14 protein-coding genes are annotated in these 15,289 nt (G+C 66.2%); 9 read left to right on the forward strand and 5 right to left on the reverse strand.

Annotation, left to right across the window (positions count from 1 at the left end):
* The first annotated feature begins 1 nt into the window (after window position 1).
* Window positions 2-1,591, forward strand: a complete 1,590-nt coding sequence (locus ACZIYR_RS09575; protein WP_483529025.1) for an ABC transporter ATP-binding protein — start codon at window positions 2-4, stop codon at window positions 1,589-1,591.
* A gap of 77 nt (window positions 1,592-1,668) precedes the next feature.
* Here the strand turns inward: ACZIYR_RS09575 and ACZIYR_RS09580 are convergent, their stop codons facing one another.
* Window positions 1,669-2,367 carry a pseudouridine synthase gene (locus ACZIYR_RS09580; protein WP_473033538.1) on the reverse strand — a complete coding sequence of 233 codons (699 nt, stop codon included), beginning with the start codon at window positions 2,365-2,367 and terminating at the stop codon, window positions 1,669-1,671.
* Window positions 2,367-3,182 carry an amidohydrolase gene (locus ACZIYR_RS09585; protein ID WP_473033539.1) on the reverse strand — a complete coding sequence of 272 codons (816 nt, stop codon included), beginning with the start codon at window positions 3,180-3,182 and terminating at the stop codon, window positions 2,367-2,369. The genes ACZIYR_RS09580 and ACZIYR_RS09585 overlap by 1 nt, the downstream gene beginning before the upstream one ends.
* Window positions 3,183-3,364: 182 nt before the next feature.
* On the opposite strand from ACZIYR_RS09585, the gene rarD reads away from it, so the two are divergent.
* Window positions 3,365-4,282 (forward strand): EamA family transporter RarD, encoded by a 918-nt coding sequence (rarD, locus tag ACZIYR_RS09590; protein WP_483529026.1) that lies wholly within the window; start codon window positions 3,365-3,367, stop codon window positions 4,280-4,282.
* A 21-nt stretch (window positions 4,283-4,303) separates the two neighbouring features.
* Window positions 4,304-5,488: an NAD(P)/FAD-dependent oxidoreductase gene (locus ACZIYR_RS09595; protein ID WP_483529027.1), complete on the forward strand. Its 1,185-nt coding sequence runs from the start codon at window positions 4,304-4,306 to the stop codon at window positions 5,486-5,488.
* Window positions 5,489-5,494: 6 nt separating this feature from the next.
* Here the strand turns inward: ACZIYR_RS09595 and ACZIYR_RS09600 are convergent, their stop codons facing one another.
* Window positions 5,495-7,087, reverse strand: a complete 1,593-nt coding sequence (locus tag ACZIYR_RS09600) for a methyl-accepting chemotaxis protein (protein WP_483529028.1) — start codon at window positions 7,085-7,087, stop codon at window positions 5,495-5,497.
* A 184-nt stretch (window positions 7,088-7,271) separates the two neighbouring features.
* Entirely contained in the window at window positions 7,272-8,546 is a 1,275-nt protein-coding gene (locus ACZIYR_RS09605) for an O-acetylhomoserine aminocarboxypropyltransferase/cysteine synthase family protein (RefSeq protein WP_483529029.1), read from the reverse strand.
* A 124-nt stretch (window positions 8,547-8,670) separates the two neighbouring features.
* On the opposite strand from ACZIYR_RS09605, the gene ACZIYR_RS09610 reads away from it, so the two are divergent.
* The 6 genes from ACZIYR_RS09610 to csiR all read left to right on the forward strand — a co-directional run bounded on the left by ACZIYR_RS09610 (window position 8,671) and on the right by csiR (window position 14,793).
* On the forward strand, window positions 8,671-10,383 hold the full coding sequence (locus ACZIYR_RS09610) for a SulP family inorganic anion transporter (RefSeq protein ID WP_483529030.1): 1,713 nt from the start codon (window positions 8,671-8,673) through the stop codon (window positions 10,381-10,383).
* Window positions 10,384-10,446: 63 nt separating this feature from the next.
* Window positions 10,447-11,568 (forward strand): MlaE family ABC transporter permease, encoded by a 1,122-nt coding sequence (locus ACZIYR_RS09615; RefSeq protein WP_483526537.1) that lies wholly within the window; start codon window positions 10,447-10,449, stop codon window positions 11,566-11,568.
* Window positions 11,565-12,350 carry an ABC transporter ATP-binding protein gene (locus ACZIYR_RS09620; RefSeq protein ID WP_483526538.1) on the forward strand — a complete coding sequence of 262 codons (786 nt, stop codon included), beginning with the start codon at window positions 11,565-11,567 and terminating at the stop codon, window positions 12,348-12,350. Before ACZIYR_RS09615 ends, ACZIYR_RS09620 begins: the two co-directional genes overlap by 4 nt.
* A 5-nt stretch (window positions 12,351-12,355) precedes the next feature.
* Window positions 12,356-13,294 carry an MlaD family protein gene (locus ACZIYR_RS09625; protein ID WP_483526539.1) on the forward strand — a complete coding sequence of 313 codons (939 nt, stop codon included), beginning with the start codon at window positions 12,356-12,358 and terminating at the stop codon, window positions 13,292-13,294.
* Window positions 13,295-13,307: 13 nt separating this feature from the next.
* Complete coding sequence (locus ACZIYR_RS09630; protein WP_483526540.1) at window positions 13,308-13,922, forward strand: ABC-type transport auxiliary lipoprotein family protein; 615 nt, start codon at window positions 13,308-13,310, stop codon at window positions 13,920-13,922.
* 208 nt (window positions 13,923-14,130) lie between these two features.
* Window positions 14,131-14,793 carry a DNA-binding transcriptional regulator CsiR gene (csiR, locus tag ACZIYR_RS09635; protein WP_473035027.1) on the forward strand — a complete coding sequence of 221 codons (663 nt, stop codon included), beginning with the start codon at window positions 14,131-14,133 and terminating at the stop codon, window positions 14,791-14,793.
* On the opposite strand, the gene sugE is transcribed toward csiR, so the two are convergent.
* Complete coding sequence (sugE, locus tag ACZIYR_RS09640) at window positions 14,794-15,108, reverse strand: quaternary ammonium compound efflux SMR transporter SugE (protein WP_473035028.1); 315 nt, start codon at window positions 15,106-15,108, stop codon at window positions 14,794-14,796. It lies immediately after the preceding gene.
* Between the last annotated feature and the right edge of the window lie 181 nt (window positions 15,109-15,289).

Here is a 15,289-nt window from a genome sequence, read left to right on the forward strand (position 1 = left end):
CATGCCCTCTTCTCCGCTCCTCCGACTGGAGAATTTCAGCGTGGCCTTCGATCGGGCCACCGTGGTGGAGCGCCTCAGCCTGGAGGTGAGCCGCGGCGAGACCCTGGCGCTGGTGGGTGAATCCGGGTCGGGCAAATCGGTCAGCGCCCTGGGCGCCATGAACCTGCTGCCCGACAATGCGATGATCGAGGGCCAGCGCTGGCTGGGCGACACCGATCTCAATGGGTTGCGCCGCCGCGACTGGCAGGCCCTGCGCGGAGGGCGTGTCGGCTTCATCTTCCAGGAGCCGATGACCTCGCTCAATCCGCTACACACCGTGGCCAAGCAGATCGGTGAAACACTGCGCCTGCACCAGGGGCTGTCGGGGCGCGTGGCCCGCGACAGAACCCGCGAGCTGCTGGCCCAGGTGAAGCTGCCGCGCCCGGATGAGCTTTTACATGCCTGGCCTCACCAGCTCTCCGGCGGCCAGCGCCAGCGAGTGATGATCGCCATGGCCATCGCCAACGAGCCGGAGCTTTTGATCGCCGACGAGCCGACCACTGCGCTCGATGTCACCGTGCAGCAGGAGATCCTCGCCCTGCTCGACGAGCTGCGCCAGCGCTACGGCATGGGCATGCTGTTCATCACCCACGACCTTAATCTGATACGCCGCCATGCCGACCGTGTCTGCGTGCTCTTTGGCGGCCGCGAACAGGAAGCCGGTACGGTCACCGAGGTGTTCCGCTCGCCCCGCAGCGCCTACACCCGCACCCTGATCGAGGCCGAACCGGAAGGCGAGCCAGCGCCGGTGGCAGCGTCGCGTACACTGCTTCGGGCAAACTCGCTATCGGTGAGCTTTCAACGTCCGAAGCGACTCTTTGCCAAACGCCCGCCGGCCTTCGAAGCGGTGAAGCCTCTGGAACTGACCCTGGCGCCCGGTGAAACCCTGGGGATCGTCGGCGAGTCGGGTTCCGGCAAGACGACCCTGGCCCTGGCGCTGCTGCGCCTTGCCGAGAGTCGCGGGGAGATTCATTTCGGCGATGCACGCCTCGACCGGCTAAGCGGAGGCGAGCTGCGTCGACAGAGGCACCGTTTCCAGATCGTCTTCCAGGATCCCTTCGGCTCGCTGTCACCGCGGATGCCCGTATCGGAGATCATCAGCGAAGGGCTGCGCTACCATCACCCCTCGCTGAGCGACGACGAGGTGATGCGGCGCGTTCAGGCCACGCTCAAGGAAGTCGGGCTACCGGCCAACTGCGCGGCCCGCTATCCTCATGAGTTTTCCGGCGGGCAACGCCAGCGCATCGCGGTGGCACGCGCCATCATCCTCGAGCCGGAGCTGGTAGTACTGGATGAGCCCACCTCGGCGCTGGATCGCACGGTGCAAAAGCAGCTGGTGGAGCTGCTACGGGATCTGCAGGCCCGGCGCGGACTGAGCTATCTCTTCATCAGTCACGACCTCGCCGTGGTGCGGGCCATGGCCCATCGGGTGATGGTGCTCAAGGAGGGCGAAGTGATCGAGAGCGGCGACTGTCGCGAGGTGTTGGAACGGCCGGAAAACGCCTATACGCAAGCGCTGGTGAACGCAGCGGGGCTAGTTTTGCCGCTCTGAGTTACTTATGTGGTATCGCCGCCGTAGGCTAAGCTTTGCATGAAAGCGGAAGATAACGGTATAAACCTGGGTCTGGCTTAGAATAACGCCACTTCGCTTGCGTCAAGCTCGCGCCACTCGCCGCTTGCCAACCCCCGCAACGCCAGGGGGCCGATCGCCTCACGGTGCAAGGCGGTGACACGATTGCCTATGGCGGCAAACATACGCTTGACCTGATGATACTTCCCCTCATAGAGGATCAGTTCCGCCTCGCTTGGTGAGCGCATGGTCAACTCCGCCGGGCGGGTGGGCTTCTCCTCGCCGTCGAGCTGCACCCCTTCGGCGAACCGGGTCACCGCCGTGGCCAGCGCCTCCCCCTCGAGAGGCTCTGCCAGGGTCACGCGGTACACCTTGCCGCAGCGCTTGCGCGGCGATGTCACGCGATGCGACCACTGGCCATCATCGGTGAGCAGCACCAGCCCCGAGGTATCGACATCGAGCCGCCCCACCGTCTGCAGCCGCTCTCGCTGAGGCAGCTCGATCAGGTCTCTGGCCAGCGGATAGAGCCCGCGTCGGGCGCTGCACTCCACCCCCACCGGCTTGTGGAGCATCACATAGCGCAACCCCACCAGCCTCAATCGCTCGCCGTTCCAGGTCACCCTGTTCGCTTCGTTCACCTGGGTGGCGGCCTGCTTGACGGTCTCTCCGTCGATCTGAACTTCTCCACGCTGCAGCGCCTTCTTCGCCAGGCTGCGAGTCAGGTCGGTGGTCTCGGCCAGGAAGCGATCGAGACGCATCAGAAGCCCACCCCGTCGGCCACGCTGAAGTGATCGGCATCACGCCAGGCAGGAAACTTCTCGCGGAAGGCGTCGAGGGCGTCCCGGGAGAGGGTACCGGTCTTGACGAACGGCCTGTCGGCGGGCTCGTCGATCAGCGCCTCTCCCTTGAAGTCCACCAGCATGGAGTCGCCGGCATAGGCCATGCCATTGGCATCCTCTCCAACGCGGTTGACGCCGATCACCGGGCAGAGATTTTCGATCGCCCGTGCCTGCAGCAGGATGCGCCAGGGGTGGCGGCGTGGTGCCGGCCAATTGGCCACGCACAGCAGGGCATCGTATTCGAAATGTTCGCCGGGGCCCGGCTGCTGGCGAAGCCATACCGGGAAGCGCAGGTCATAGCAGACGCTGAGCAGGATACGAAAGCCGTTGAGGGTGACGATGACGCGCTCATGCCCCATGGCGTAGCGCTCGTGCTCACCGGCCATGCGGAACAGGTGGCGCTTGTCGTAGTGCACCAGGCTGCCATCGGGGCGTGCCCAGATCAGGCGGTTGAAGTAGCTACCGTCCTCCTCTACCGCCACGCTGCCGGTCACCACGCAGCCGCGGCGACGCGCCTGCTCCTGCAGCCACGCCACGCTGCGACTCTGCGCCATGGGCTCGGCCATCTCGCGGGAGTTCATGGTGAAGCCAGTGGCGAACATCTCCGGCAGCACGATCAGGTCGGTGTCGGCCTGCCCCAGTTCGCCGAGCGTCTCTTCTAACATCCGGCAGTTGGCCTCCGGATCCTCCCAGCGCAGATCGCACTGTACCAGTGTCGTACGAAGCTCACTCATCTCGGGTCCCTTAACGCTGATTTTGGCCTTGGCGTTTAGCCAGCCTAACCCAGCGCGTCACTTTCGTCAGCCCGTCGGGAATCGACACAAGGCCTTGGCTGCCCGCAGCGCCCCTGGCGTCATCGCCGGATGGCATCCGCTCCAATAGGCTGCTAAGTTATTGGCTTTTGCTCGAGTGCCCAATGACCACCCCAGCCAGTGCGGATCGCGAAACGACCCAAGGCGTGATGTTCGGCCTGGCGGCCTACATCATGTGGGGATGTTTCCCGCTGTTCTTTGCCCTGTTCGAGGGCATCCCCTCCTTTGAGATCCTGATCCACCGTGTGATCTGGTCCTGCCTGTTTCTGGTCGGCGTGATAACGCTGCTGCGCCGCTGGGGAGCGATTCACCTGGCGCTGGCCGAACCACGGCGGCTATGGCGAGTGCTCGGCTGTGCGGTGCTGATCGGCATCAACTGGGGCGTCTACATCTATGCGGTGGAGACACGTCAGGTGTTTCAGGCCAGCCTCGGCTATTTTCTGACCCCGCTGGTCAACGTGGCCCTGGGCATGCTGGTGCTGCGCGAGCGCATGGCCGGCCTGCAGCGGATCGCGGTGCTGATGGCGGCCGTGGCCATTGCCATCCAGCTAGGGCTGCTGGGCGAAGCGCCCTGGATCAGCCTGGTCCTGGCGCTCAGCTTCGGTACCTACGGTTTGATGCGCAAGCAGGTGCCACTCGACGGTCTCTCCGGCCTCTTCGTGGAAACCCTGCTGCTGCTGCCGCTGGCGCTGATGGCCCTGGCCTGGCTGTCGATGGTGGATTTGTCGCATTTCTTCACGACCCAGCAGGCCAGTCTCCTGCTGGTGGCGAGCGGGATCGTCACCGCCCTGCCCCTGTTGGCCTTTGCCGGCGCCGCCCGCCGCCTGCGACTGGCTACGCTGGGGTTTCTGATGTATCTCAACCCGACTCTGCAGTTCTTCATCGCCTTGCTGGTCTTCCGTGAGCCCCTGGAGCCCGTTCAGCTGGCGACCTTCATGCTGATCTGGCTGAGCCTGGTGCTCTACTCCTGGTCCGCCTGGCAGACTCGGAGCGGAGGCGTGCCGGCCGGCAAGGCTCGCTGACACAGCGAAGGAGAAGTCGCCTTGGCGGCCACCATGCACTACGCTCGCCTTATGGACCCCGCCACCACGGGCCTCGAGCACCGCCCCGGCATTGTGCTGGTCGGTGCCGGCCACGCCCATCTGCATGTGCTTCGCCATCGACAGCATCTGGCCAATGCCGAGGTCACCCTGGTCGACCCCGGGGGCTTCTGGTACTCAGGCATGGCCGCTGGGGTGCTCGGCGGGCGCCTGCTACCCGCCGATGACCGCCTGGATCCCCTGCAGCTGGCTCGTCGCTACGGTGCAAAGGCCCGTCGCGACCGCCTGGTGGGCATCGACCGCGAGGCTCGCTGCGTCCAGCTCGAGCAAACCGGCTCCCTCCCCTTCAACCTGCTCTCGCTCAACCTGGGCTCCCAGGCCAGCGTCTTGGAGCCGCGCAGGCCGGGGCCAGCGGTGTGGGCCGTCAAGCCGATCCCCCAGCTCGTTCGTCTGCGACGCCGCCTGGAAGCCGATTTTCGGCTCGGCAAGGCCCCACGCCTGGTGGTCGTGGGGGGCGGAGCCAGCGGCGTGGAGGTCGCCTGCAACCTGAGGAGCCTGGCACGGCGCCATCGTGTCGATGCGCCTGTCACGCTCGTCACGCGTCGCGACCGGCTCTTAGCGGGAGCCCCCCAGTGCGCCGTTCACTGGCTATGGCGACACCTTGAACGGACGGGGATCCAGGTGAGGGTAGCGACCCGCGCCGTCGGCCACGCACAAGAGGGCCTGATGATCGCCCGGGAAGATACCCCCAGTGGCGAAGACAGTTTAAGCCTGCTCGAGGCAGAGCATGTCGTGCATGCCACCGGGTTGGCTCCGCCGCAGGTGATCGACACGCTCGGCCTACCGGTGGTGCCTGGCCGTGGCCTGGCCGTGCAGGACACCCTGCAAAGCCCACAGGACCCGGATATATTCGCCGTGGGGGACTGTGCCGGCATGCTCGATCATGCCCTGCCTCGCCTCGGCGTCTATGGCGTCCGACAGGCGCCGGTGCTGCTTCACAACCTGGCCGCCAGGCTGGCATCGCGTCCCTTGCAACGCTATGTGCCCCAGCGCCAGGCCCTGGCCATTCTGGACGTGGGCCAGGGCAAGGGACTCGCCATCCGCGGGCGTTTCTGGTGGGCCGGTCGCCTCAGCCTGGCCTGGAAAGGCCGGCTGGACCGAGGCTTTCTGCGCCAGTTCCGGCGCTGAGCGAGATCAGGCCGCCTCGGGCTGATAACCGACCCGAAAGCCTCCCCAATGCTTGCCAGCCACGAACACCGGCACCGAGAGGTCATGCATGATCTCGCCGGTGTCCCGCTTATAGGTCTGCAGCAGCAGCGGCTCCTGATGCGTCGCGCAGCGCTGGCCGGTGGGGTCCTCGTAGATCCGTTTACTGCGGCAGAACTTCAGGTCGTGGGCATAGTCACCCTTGGGTGGCTGGCTGACCTTACGATTATGGGTCGGCACATAGCCCCGGCGATCGATGCCGATGGCATAGGCCAAGCCCAGCTCATCGAGCATGGGTTCCTGGATATCGGGGAAGTGCTGGTCGGTGAAGTGGTCATATTCGGCTCGGTAGAGCACGGGGTTGGTGCCGGCAATCGGGGTATAGCGCGGCTCGAAGAGGCTGCGCTCATCCAGTTCGCCGCGCTTGAGAGCCTCTTCAAGCAGCTTGCCGACCCGCTCGGCGGCACGACGGGCCGCCAGAAGCGCCTGCTGGTGACGCCCCTCTAGGCGCTGCTGGGCCAAGGCGCCGTCCACGGCCTCTGCCGCCTCCATCAGCGCGCGGGCCTGGCAGGCAAGGCCGTGCATGTCGCGATTGCCTTCTTCGGTTTCCGTCTTCAGCGTAGAGAGGGTGCCGGCGACACGCTGGGTGTGTCGGTTGGTGTCGTCCATGGCGTCGGCAATCGAGCGAATCTCGCTCTCGACCTGGTCGAAGTCGCCGGTGATCGAGGAGAGCTGCTCCCCGACGCCGTGCATCTCCTTCGCCCGGTCCCCGACCCGCTGCATCAGGTGGCCGATTGTGTCCACCACGCGATGGCTGCTGTCGCCGATATCGCCCACCAGCGCCTCCACGTTACGGGTCGCATCCGCGGTGCGGCCGGCCAGCTGGCGTACCTCGCCTGCGACCACGGCGAAACCGCGGCCATGCTCGCCGGCACGCGCCGCCTCGATAGAGGCGTTCAGCGACAGCAGATTGGTCTGTTCGGCGATCTCCTCGATCAGCGAGGTCACATGACGGACGCTATCGGCCTTCTCGCTGAGCGCGTTGAGTAGCCCCAGCGCCTCCTCAGAGCGTTCCGCCAGTGACTGCATCTCCTCGATCACCTGGGACAGCGATTCGCGGCTGGCATGACCTGCGTCACGAGATCGGCTGGCCAAGGTGGCGACGTTGGCGGCGCTGGCGGCGACCTGCTCGATGGCCGAGGTGATGGCCGTCATGCTCGAGGACGCTTCCCCAACCACGGCTTCCTGACGGTCCAGACGCTGATCCATCTGATCGGCGTGGTGCGACACCTCGGCAGACGCAATGGCGGTATTACTGGCCCGGTCAATCAAGCCGTGGGCCATGCGACGCAGCGACAGGTAATCTCGGGTCGGAGGCAGCCAAGCGCTTAGCCGCCCCGCCTCCAGGGCCTCGGGGCCAGACCGAAACACGCCAACCGCGCCTGACAGCGCGAACAGCGCCCCGGCCAGCGCGCCGCTAGCGAGGCCAGCAGCGGCAATCCCCAGGCCCACCTCGGCTCCCCGACTCAAGACCACGAGCCCGGCGGCGAGTAGCACCGCACCCGCTAGCCACATCAGCATCCGCATAGCGACTCCCCTCGTTGTTATTGATGTGGGAAGCAGCTTACCGCCTTGGCATGCCATGCTGTGTTGTTCTTTCGACTGACAGACTAAAGCCTGACTCAAGTCAGCTCACGCCATGCCGATAGCGTCACGCCGCACTGCCGCCCGCTCGGTCGGCAGTGCAGGCACTCGCCGTGGCGGCTCAGGACTGACTGGCGGCCAGCGCCTGGTCCAGGTCGGCGATGATATCGTCGACATGCTCGATGCCGATGGAGAGACGCACCATGTCGGGGGTGACACCGGCGGCCTTGAGCTCCTCGTCGTTGAGCTGGCGGTGGGTGGTGGATGCGGGAATCGACGAGCAGGTCTTGGCGTCGCCGATGTTGACCAGACGAAGGATCAGGCCCAGTGAGTCGTAGAAGCGGGCGCCGGCCTCGCGTCCGCCTTGGATGCCGAAGCTGAGAATCCCCGAGGCCCGGCCGCCCATGTACTCATGGGCCAGGCCGTGGTCCTTGTGGCCCGGCAGGCCGGCATACTGGACCCAGGTAACCAGCGGATGCGCCTCGAGATGGCGGGCCACTGCCAGGGCATTGTCGCAGATACGCTCGATACGCAGCGACAGCGTCTCCAGCCCCTGCAGCAGGTTCCAGGCCGCCTGAGCCGAGAGCGCCGCGCCCATGTTGCGCAACGGCACCACCCGGGCCCGGGCGATGAAGGCCGCCTCGCCCACGTCCCGAGTATAGCTCACCCCGTGATAGGAGACGTCAGGCTCGTTGAGCAGCGGGAAGCGCTCGGCATGCTCGGCCCAGGGAAACTTGCCGGAGTCGATGATCACCCCGCCTACGGTGGTGCCGTGGCCGCCGATGTACTTGGTGCCGGAGTGCACCACGATGTCGGCCCCCTGCTCGATGGGGCGCCACAGGAAGGGCGTCGGCACGGTATTGTCGACGATCACCGGCACCCCGTGGCGATGCGCCACCTCGGCGAGCCTGGCCATGTCGACCACGCTGCCGGAGGGGTTGCCGACGCTCTCGCAGAACACCGCCTTGGTGCGCGCATCGATCAGCGACTCGATGCCGGCGAAATCGTCCTTGTCGGCGAAGCGGACCTCGATGCCCTGACGCGGCAGGGTATGGGCGAACAGGTTGTAAGTGCCCCCGTAGAGTTCGCTCATCGAGACGATGTTGTCGCCGGCTTCGGCGATGGTCTGGATCGCGTAGGTGATCGCCGCCATGCCCGAGGCCACCGCCAGGCCGGCGATGCCACCCTCCAGCGCCGCCAGGCGCTGCTCCAGCACGGCGCAGGTGGGGTTCATGATCCGCGAGTAGATATTGCCCTCGACCTTGAGATCGAAGAGATCGGCGGCGTGCTGGGCATTGTCGAAGGCGAAGGAGGTGGTCTGATGGATCGGCACCGCCACGGCATTCTGATTGTCATGCTGATAGCCGTGGTGCAGCGCGAGGGTCTCGAGTTTCATGGCGTGTCCTTGTGCGTCGGATGTGTCAGCCGATGCTACCCAACACTCAACCCGGGCACCAATATCGTTTAGTCTCGTCGGATACCGTGTTGCTCGCCTTCCCCTCTCCCGACGACGAGACCGAATGCTCAAGCGCTACCTGCCCATTCTTACCTGGCTGCCCCACTACAATCGCCGGCTGTGCGGCGCCGACCTGCTGGCCGGCGTCATCGTCACCGTGATGGTGATTCCGCAGTCGCTGGCCTATGCCATCCTCGCCGGCCTGCCCGCGGTGGTCGGCCTCTATGCCAGCATCCTGCCGCTGCTGGCCTATACCCTGCTGGGCACCAGCAGCACCCTGGCCGTGGGACCGGTGGCGATCATCGCCCTGATGACCGGCGCTGCCCTGGCGGGGGTAGCCACCCCGGGCACCCCCGAGTACCTCCAGGCGGCGCTGGTGCTGTCGCTGCTTTCCGGGGGGATGCTCACCCTGATGGGCCTGCTGCGCCTGGGTTTTTTCACCAATTTCCTGAGCCATCCGGTGATCGCCGGCTTCCTCTCGGCCTCGGGCCTCCTGATCGCCGCCAGTCAAGCGGCCCACCTACTGGGAGTGGACGCCAGCGGCTATACGGTGGCCAGCCTCAGCTTGAGCCTCGCCGGCAACCTCGACCAGACCCACTGGCCGACGCTGGCCATCGGGGCCGGCACCCTGGTCTTTCTGGTCTGGGTGCGTCGTCGAGGCAAGAGCGCACTGCAGCGACTCGGGCTCCCCGGTGAGATCGCAGCGCTGCTGGCCAGGGCGGGGCCGGTGCTCGCCGTGGCGGTCACCACCCTGCTTGCCTGGTGGCTTGCCCTTGACCAGCGGGGCGTGGCGGTGATCGGCGACATCCCGCGCGGGCTGCCCCCCTTTACCCTGCCCGGTTTCGAGAGATCCCTGTGGCAGGCGCTGCTGGTCCCGGCGCTGCTGATCAGCGTGGTGGGCTTCGTCGAGTCGGTCTCCATGGGCCAGATGCTGGCCGCCAAGCGGCGCCAGCGCATCTCACCCAACCAGGAGCTGGTCGCCCTGGGGGGCTCCAACATCGCCGCCGCCTTCTCCGCGGGCATGCCGGTCACCGGCGGGCTGTCGCGGACGGTCATCAACTTCGATGCCGGTGCCCAGACCCCGATGGCGGGCCTGTTCGCCGCACTCGGCATCGCCGTCGTCACTCTCGCCCTGACGCCGCTGCTCTACTACCTGCCGATCGCCACCCTGGCTGCCACGATTAGCGTTGCGGTGCTGACCCTCGTCGACATCCCCATGATTCGCCAGACTTGGCGCTACTCCAAGAGTGATTTCTCGGCCATGGCGGTAACCATCATCCTGACCCTGGTCGAAGGGGTCGAAGCCGGCATCATCGCCGGGGTGCTGCTCTCCATCGGGCTCTTCCTGTATCGCACCAGCCGCCCCCACAGCGCCCTGGTCGGTCGCATTCCGGGCACCGAACACTTTCGTAACATCGAGCGCCACGACACCGAAAGCGCCAGCCATGTGGCGCTGCTGCGCATCGACGAAAGCCTCTACTTCGCCAACGCCCGCTACCTGGAGGACACCGTCTATGCCCTGGTCGCCAGCCGTCCCGCGCTGGAGCACGTGGTGCTGATCTGCTCGGCGGTGAACCTGATCGACGCCTCGGCGCTGGAGAGCCTCGATGCCATCAATGCACGGCTCAAGGACTCCGGTGTCACCCTTCATCTGGCCGAGGTCAAGGGGCCGGTGATGGACCGGCTCAAGCGCAGCGATTTCCTCGATGACATGACCGGCCGGGTGTTTCTCAGCACCTATGCGGCCTGGCACGAGCTGTCACGTGATGACACATGACGCTATAGTGGCCGGCACATGCCTTGCCATGGCGGCCGCCTTCAGGGAGAGAGGGGTGACGCGATGACCCGTACGACGACAGATGCCGGCACTCTTGAACAGCGTGGCGATACGCTGTGTGCCGTCGGCGACTGGACGCTGCCCCACCACCCGCGGCTGAGACAAGAGGTGGCCGCGGCAGCCTCCGCCGAGACGCTGGATCTGACGGCGCTTGGCCGACTCGACACCTCCGGCGCCGTGCTGCTGGTCGAATTGCTCGGGGCGCAGCGGGTGCGTCGAGTGGACGACTGGGCCCCGACGCTGCCCGCCGCCCAGCAGGCGCTGCTGGTGGCAGTCGCCGAGGCCATGCGCGAGCCGCTGGACACTGCCCCGCCGTCGGTCTTCCCACCGCTGGCTGCCCTGGCCGATCTCGGCCGACAGGTCGAGGGCCTTTGGCAACAGCAGCTTCAGCTGATCGGCTTCATCGGCGTCACCCTGGCCAGTCTGATGGGCAGCCTGCTGCGCCCGCGCCGCTGGCGCATCACCGCGCTGGTGGCCCAGCTGCATCAGACGGGCCTCAACGCCATTCCCATCGTGGCGCTGCTGACCTTCCTGGTCGGGGCCGTGGTGGCCTTTCTCGGCGCCACCGTGCTGCGCGACTTCGGGGCTACCATTTACACGGTCAACCTGGTGGCCTACTCCTTCCTGCGCGAATTCGGCGTGCTGCTGGCGGCCATTCTGCTGGCAGGGCGCACCGCGAGCGCCTTTACCGCCCAAATCGGCGCTATGAAAGCGAACGAGGAACTCGATGCCATCCGTACCCTGGGGCTGAGTCCGGTGGAACTGCTGGTGTTACCCCGCGTGCTGGCCATGATGGTCAGCCTGCCGATCCTGACCCTGATCGGGATGCTCAGCGGCATGCTGGGCGGTGCCCTGGTATGCAGCCTGGCCCTGGAGATCCCCCTGGCACAGTTCCTGGCCATCCTGCAGCGCGATATCCCGCTCACCCACTTCCTGGTCGGCCTCGCCAAGGCGCCGCTGTTCGCTTTTCTGATCGCGGTGATCGGCTGCCTGGAGGGCTTCAAGGCCGCCGGCAGCGCCCAGTCAGTCGGGGAGCACACCACCTCCAGCGTGGTGCAGTCGATCTTCATGGTGATCCTGCTGGATGCCCTGGCGGCGCTCTTTTTCATGGAGATGGGCTGGTGAGCGACGACAACGAGGCGGTCATCGAGGTGCGCGATCTGGTCAACCGCTTCGGTACCCACTGCGTTCACGAGAACCTGGACCTGGACATTTACCGGGGCGAGATACTCGGCGTGGTCGGTGGCTCGGGCACCGGCAAGTCGGTCCTGCTGCGCAGCATCGTCGGACTCAAGCGCCCCGATGCCGGCACGATTCGGGTACTCGGCGAGGATCTGCAGCGCCTTTCGGCCGCTCAGCGATCACGCGTGGAGCGCCGCTTCGGCGTGCTGTTCCAGCGCGGCGCCCTGTTCACCTCGCTCAACCTTCAGGAGAACGTGGCCCTGCCGCTGATCGAACATGGCGGACTCACCCGCCTCGATGCCGAGCATCTGGCCCGGGTCAAATTGGCCCTGGTCGGCCTTTCCCCCCAGGCGGCCCGGCTCGCCCCGGACGCCTTGTCTGGCGGGATGGTCAAGCGTGCGGCCCTGGCCCGCGCTCTGGCCATGGATCCTGAGGTGCTGTTCCTCGACGAGCCGACGGCCGGCCTGGACCCCATCGGGGCCGCCGCCTTCGACCGCTTGCTGCAGACCCTGCGCGACGCCCTCGGGCTCAGCGTCTTTCTTGTCACCCACGATCTCGATACGCTGTACAGCACCTGCGACAGGGTGGCGGTGCTGTCGAACCGACGGGTACGGGTTGCCGACCGCCTCGCGGTGGTCGAGGCCACTGATGACCCGTGGATCCGCGATTACTTTCATGGCCCCCGGGGACGGGCAGCCAGCCAGGCCGCGCAGCGACAGGAGTGACCCCCATGGAAACCCGTGCCCACCACGTCATCATCGGCTTGTTTACCGTGCTGGCCGCCGCCGGCGGGGTGCTGTTTGCCGTCTGGCTGGGGCAAGGCACCGCCGACCGGGATTTCGTCCACTACGAGGTATTTTTCGATCGCTCGGTAAGCGGGCTGAGCGTCGGCAACGTGGTGGAGTACAGCGGCGTGCGCGTCGGCGATGTCACCGACCTGCGACTCGACCCGACCGACCCTCGCAACGTGCTGGTCCGTATTCGGGTCCAGCGCCACGTGCCCATCAAGCAGGACACGCGGGCGCGCTTGGCGCTAGCCAATATCACCGGCAGCATGTCCATCCAGCTGCACGGCGGCACCCCGGAGAGTCCTCCTCTGCTCGCCGAGGGAGACAGGCCGCCGCGCATCGTGGCCGACCCGTCGCCGATCTCCGCCCTGCTCGACGACAGCGAGGAGATTCTTGCCAACGTCAACAGCGTGCTGGCCGGCCTGGATGCACTGCTCTCGGATGAGAACACCGCCAACGTGACCCGGATCATCGCCAACCTCGAACGCACCAGCGCCCAGCTGGCGGCGCTGGGGGGCGGATCCTCACAGCTGATGGAGCAGCTCGATGCCCTCCTCGACGAAGCGATCCAGGCCATCGGCGAGCTTGGCGAGCTGACTCGCCAGACCGGCAGCCTGCTCGAGGGCCAGGGAGAGCGTATCGTCCTCGGCGCCCGCGAAACCACCGAGAGCCTCGCGCGCACCGCCCGACGCCTCGAATCGCTGCTGGCCGATCATCAGGGCGCCCTGGAGAGCGGCATGCAGGGCATTCAGGGGCTGGGGCCGGCCTCCGCGGAGCTGCGCCGCACCCTGGGCACCCTGAACCGTATCGTTCGCCGTCTCGAAGAGAGCCCCGCCGATTTCCTGATGGGCCGCGACGGCATCGAGGAATTCTCGCCGTGAAGGAACCGTCCCGATGAAACCACTGGCCATCGCCTCGCTGCTGCTCACGGCTTCGCTGCTCGCTGCCTGCAATCTGGTACCGACCCGAGAGCCGGCCAGCCTCTATACCCTACCCGCCGAGCCACTGTCCGCCGGCGCTTCAGACGGCACCGTTGCCGAAATGACCCTGCACCTAGTCACCCCGCAGGCCGGACGTTTGCTCGACGGTACGCGGATCGTGGTCCTGCCCGAACCCCACCGGCCCAGCGTCTATCAGGGCGTCCGCTGGGCCGATGACGCGCCCGTCTTGCTGCGCGACCGCCTGCTGGATGGCTTTCGCGAGGATGGCCGGCTGTCACGCCTTACCCACGGGGCGTCATCCCTTTCCAGCGATCTGACCCTAGCCAGCGACCTGCGCGCCTTCCAAAGCGAATACGAAGCCGACCTGCCCGAAGCGGTGGTGACCCTCGACGTCCGACTCGTCGAGACACGCTCGCAGCGACTGCTGGCGAGCCAGCGCTTTTCCCAGCGGCAAGTCGCCGACAGCACCGAGATTGGCGAGGTCGTCGAGGCCCTGGGGATCGCCGCCGATCGCCTCGCCCGGGAACTGGTGGACTGGACACTGAACGAGGCCCGCCAATATCCCTAGCCGCCTGTCGGACTTAACGCCAAGCCGAGCCTTCTCGCGACGATCGGTCAAATCCGACAGGCGGCTAGTGCAAGAGAGAAATATCCACCCGATTCAAGAGAATCGAAGTCCTGTGGCAACATCGACGGTTACCGGGACACCCCACAATTCGTTATCATGCTCGGTAAATTGAAGGAATACCGACCATGGACATCCCCCCCGCCAGAACCTGGGCATCACGGCCTACCGCTGCCTGAAGCACGACATCATCCGCGGCGTCTTCCAGCCGGGCGAGAAACTGCTGATGAGCGGACTCAAGGAACGATACGATCTGGGCATCGGCCCGCTGCGCGAAGCGCTCTCGCAGCTGGTGGCCGAGCGCCTGGTGGTAGCCATCAGCCAGCGCGGCTATCGCGTTGCCCCCATGTCGCTGGCCGAACTCCACGACCTCTATGACGCCCGGGCTCAGCTCGAAGGACTGATCCTGCGACTCGCCATCGAGCGTGGCGACGATGGCTGGGAGGCCGATATCCTGGCCAAGGCCCACACCCTGGCCAAGGTGATGGAGGTGAACACTCCCGACGAGCTTCTCGAGGTCTGGGATACCCGCCACAAGGCGTTTCACACCGCCATCGCCAGCGGCTGCAATTCCCCGAACCTGCTACAGGTGCGTGAAGGTCTGTTCGACCAGGTCGAGCGCTACCGCCATCTCTGGCTACGCGAGACCGTGTTCTCCGAGGCCGCGCTGGAACGCAAGCGCCAGGAGCACGCCGCCCTGGTCGAGGTCATTCTTCAGCGCCAAGCCGACCGAGCCTCCACCATGATGCGCGAGCATCTGATGACCCCGGTGCCCATCATCACCGAGGTCATGCAGCGCCAGGGGCTAGCCTGATCAGCCGGCCAGCTTGAGGCCCACCAGCCCGGCCAGGATCAGCACCAGGCTGAGCAGGCGCAGCGGCGAGGCGCTATCGCCATAGATCAGGATGCCAAGCAGCACCGTCCCCACCGCCCCGATGCCAACCCAGACCGCGTAGGCCGTGCCCACCGGCAGCACCTTCATGGCCTGGGCCAGCAGATAGAAGCTGGCCACCATGGCCATCAGCGTCAGGATCGAGGGAAGTGGGCGAGTGAACCCGTGGCTGGCCTTCAGACCCAACGCCCAGGCGACTTCCAGCAGACCGGCGACGACGAGCAGCATCCACGCCATGTTCATGTGTTGGCACTCTGTTTGAGCGGGGTCGTCCCCGATGGCGGCAGCGCTTACCGGGTCGTCCCGGCAGCAGAGGCTTGATGCGGCATCCTCTCACACCCGTGCAGCAGGTCAAGGCGCGCCCCGTCATCGCACTGTCACCGGCGTCAGGCAGACTCAAAAGGTGACAAACTCAAAC

This window comes from Billgrantia sp. NRB1, assembly GCF_056921725.1.

Bases quoted from the DNA above. Each gene is read 5' to 3' on its own strand.
- ACZIYR_RS09575 (WP_483529025.1), top strand. From the start codon at position 2: ATGCCCTCTTCTCCGCTCCTCCGACTGGAGAATTTCAGCGTGGCCTTC.
- ACZIYR_RS09580 (WP_473033538.1), bottom strand. From the start codon at position 2,367: ATGCGTCTCGATCGCTTCCTGGCCGAGACCACCGACCTGACTCGCAGC.
- ACZIYR_RS09585 (WP_473033539.1), bottom strand. From the start codon at position 3,182: ATGAGTGAGCTTCGTACGACACTGGTACAGTGCGATCTGCGCTGGGAG.
- rarD (WP_483529026.1), top strand. From the start codon at position 3,365: ATGACCACCCCAGCCAGTGCGGATCGCGAAACGACCCAAGGCGTGATG.
- ACZIYR_RS09600 (WP_483529028.1), bottom strand. From the start codon at position 7,087: ATGCTGATGTGGCTAGCGGGTGCGGTGCTACTCGCCGCCGGGCTCGTG.
- ACZIYR_RS09605 (WP_483529029.1), bottom strand. From the start codon at position 8,546: ATGAAACTCGAGACCCTCGCGCTGCACCACGGCTATCAGCATGACAAT.
- ACZIYR_RS09610 (WP_483529030.1), top strand. From the start codon at position 8,671: ATGCTCAAGCGCTACCTGCCCATTCTTACCTGGCTGCCCCACTACAAT.
- ACZIYR_RS09615 (WP_483526537.1), top strand. From the start codon at position 10,447: ATGACCCGTACGACGACAGATGCCGGCACTCTTGAACAGCGTGGCGAT.
- ACZIYR_RS09625 (WP_483526539.1), top strand. From the start codon at position 12,356: ATGGAAACCCGTGCCCACCACGTCATCATCGGCTTGTTTACCGTGCTG.
- ACZIYR_RS09630 (WP_483526540.1), top strand. From the start codon at position 13,308: ATGAAACCACTGGCCATCGCCTCGCTGCTGCTCACGGCTTCGCTGCTC.
- sugE (WP_473035028.1), bottom strand. From the start codon at position 15,108: ATGGCGTGGATGCTGCTCGTCGTCGCCGGTCTGCTGGAAGTCGCCTGG.